The organism is Bradyrhizobium sp. 179 (assembly GCF_023073535.1).
Classification (GTDB): Bacteria; Pseudomonadota; Alphaproteobacteria; order Rhizobiales; family Xanthobacteraceae; genus Bradyrhizobium.
The window spans coordinates 1-2,128 of sequence record NZ_JADPJR010000123.1; the positions used below are offsets into that span (position 1 = coordinate 1).

At 58.7% G+C, this 2,128-nt stretch carries 2 protein-coding genes and 1 pseudogene; 2 read left to right on the forward strand and 1 reads right to left on the reverse strand.

Annotation, left to right across the window (positions count from 1 at the left end):
• Positions 1–184 (reverse strand): annotated as a pseudogene (locus tag IVB12_RS28625) (IS110 family transposase); the annotation flags it as partial.
• A gap of 500 nt (positions 185–684) precedes the next feature.
• Between IVB12_RS28625 and IVB12_RS28630 the strand changes: the two are divergent.
• Both IVB12_RS28630 and IVB12_RS28635 read left to right on the forward strand, forming a co-directional pair.
• On the forward strand, positions 685–978 hold the full coding sequence (locus IVB12_RS28630) for a hypothetical protein (RefSeq protein ID WP_247304116.1): 294 nt from the start codon (positions 685–687) through the stop codon (positions 976–978).
• Between the two features lie 681 nt (positions 979–1,659).
• A complete protein-coding gene (locus IVB12_RS28635) occupies positions 1,660–2,043 on the forward strand; it encodes a transposase (protein WP_247304117.1) in 384 nt (127 codons plus the stop codon).
• The last annotated feature ends 85 nt before the right edge of the window (positions 2,044–2,128 follow it).

Genomic DNA, 2,128 nt, shown 5'->3' on the forward strand with positions numbered 1-2,128 from the left:
CCCAGTAATGAGCGCTGGCGCAGGCTTCCATCGCTACCAGGCACGCAGGCTGCTGGGCAAAGAAACCCAGCACTTTGTCACGACGCAGCTGTTTGCGGAGAACAACACCGCCGCTAGCGTCTGCGCCATGTGCCTGAAAAACATGTTTCGCCAAGTCTAGTCCAATCGTGCTAACTTCGTTCATGGACGCTTCCTCATTTGTGACGGTTCAACACCCTTCATTTTGGCACATCGATGCCGTCAAGGGGCGTCCACCCCATCACAGCAGCAGACAGAATCTCTTGCTGCGTGATAGAAAGGAATCAGGGGCGATCGGTTTCCAACTTACAAGGCGGTTCAACCGGTCCCGCTCCGCGGGCCCATTTCATCGCGGCACTCGAGGCGGCGGCCTGAACGATCGGAGCAGTGCGATCCGGGAGCACGCCCCGCATCGCCCGCAATCGCCAACGCGAGCCGATGAGGACGCGGCCAAGGTCGTGCAAATCAAGCCCGTCCCAAGTCCTCGAGATTTCAGGCACCTCGCGCGCGAAAAAATTTCTTCCTCTTGCAGGCGAGCGAAAAAGGGATAACAATTATATGTAGACGGTCAAAGGTGGAGGCTGACGTGCGCGTTGTCCTGCGTACCAAGAAGGGCCTTGGCGTTTTCGCGACCGCTGCAACATTAGCCACCCGGTATCGGCAGACATGAGCGAGGTCACTAGCTTGCTATTAAAGGTCTGTCTGGCTGGCGGGACATCGTCGCAACTGGAAGGTCAAGCCAAGGGAGACGTTGTTCTCACTCTAAACGCCCTGAAAACCGGGAAGATCGGAGCCGACGCTTCCCTTGGCGGAAAATATTACAAGACAGATTGGGAAGGAGTACAGGGCCGGACTAGCGTGGGCATGACCGCTCTGCAAGGAGATCAGGCAGACAAAGCCCGCGCTTGTTTAGCCCCGTACATGCCCGGCATCGTGCAAGCGATTTTACAATCGAAGTAAAAGTCGAGATTCGCCTTCGGAGCTTGCTTCATTTGGCTTGAAGGAGCATCAAGCCTTCCAATTGTTTAGCAACAAACCAGTTCGCTGAGGAAGTAATGGCTGAGTATGGCTTGTCGTCTATCCGCCGAAATGAACACATGTACAGCAAGCGGCCGCGCGAGAACTTTTCTCGGCAGGTCGCTGCTATTCTTCGTTCTGTCAATCTGCCTTGGCGCAACGGCGAAATTGCATGCGGATGATCAAGTGGAAAAAGCCGTACGGTTTTCACGAGGCTTTGCGTTAGCGGGGGGACGGTAGACGGCCGAAAGGATCGCCAGCCGACCGCGGATTCCCTCGCCCGAAAGATGAGCTCGGTACTAACCTGGACCTGCCTCGCCGCCCGTTCCGACCTTTCCGTCACATGCGGGATCACGTGATGATACCGCCGTGCTGCAGCACATACCCCGCAGCGGCAAGGACGTCCGCCGGCATGACGGGCCGAGTGACGTACGGATCCGGAGCAAGGCCCTCCACTGTCGGCCATGCGAAATAGGGCAATGGGGGCCTAGCCGTCGGGCGGGACCGGAAACATGCGCTTCAGGCAATTATGCGGCGTTTCCGTCTCGGCGTTCTCCGCTCCTACCGTACGCATCCGAGCAAGGCCGCCTTGTGAATATGTCGGCGGCGTAGCTGACTGTCCTTATGGACGTGCAGAAGGACAGTGCGGTGCTGAGCCGCATAGAGGTGGTGGAGACCGGTCGGCGGCGACGCTGGACGAGTGCGGAGAAGCTCAGGATCGTAGAAGAGAGCTTCGCGGGGCCACGATTGGTTTCGGTGACCGCTCGCCGATACGGGATCTCGCGTCAGCTTCTGCTGAATTGGCGCAAGGCTTTGGCCTCCGATCATCGGGCTGGAGAGGGGTCGACCGGGCCGGCATTCGTCCCTGCGATAGTTGTGCCGAGCCCGCCCGCAACGACGAAAGCTGTCGAGACAGGCCAGATCGAAATCGTGAGCCCAAAAGGGCTGCGCGTGGTCTTCGGTCCCGGCGCGGACGTCGAGGCGGTGGTTCGAATTGGTCGTCCGTGAAGAACCCTGAATTCAGGCTGGATTGATCCGGGGTCGGGCGAGGAGGATGGCCAGGATTTGCCACAACGAGAGCCTGAGGCCAGCA

What these genes read in the sequence shown, in the direction of transcription:
- IVB12_RS28630 (WP_247304116.1), top strand. Translation starts at nt 685, where the DNA reads ATGAGCGAGGTCACTAGCTTGCTATTAAAGGTCTGTCTGGCTGGCGGG.
- IVB12_RS28635 (WP_247304117.1), top strand. Translation starts at nt 1,660, where the DNA reads ATGGACGTGCAGAAGGACAGTGCGGTGCTGAGCCGCATAGAGGTGGTG.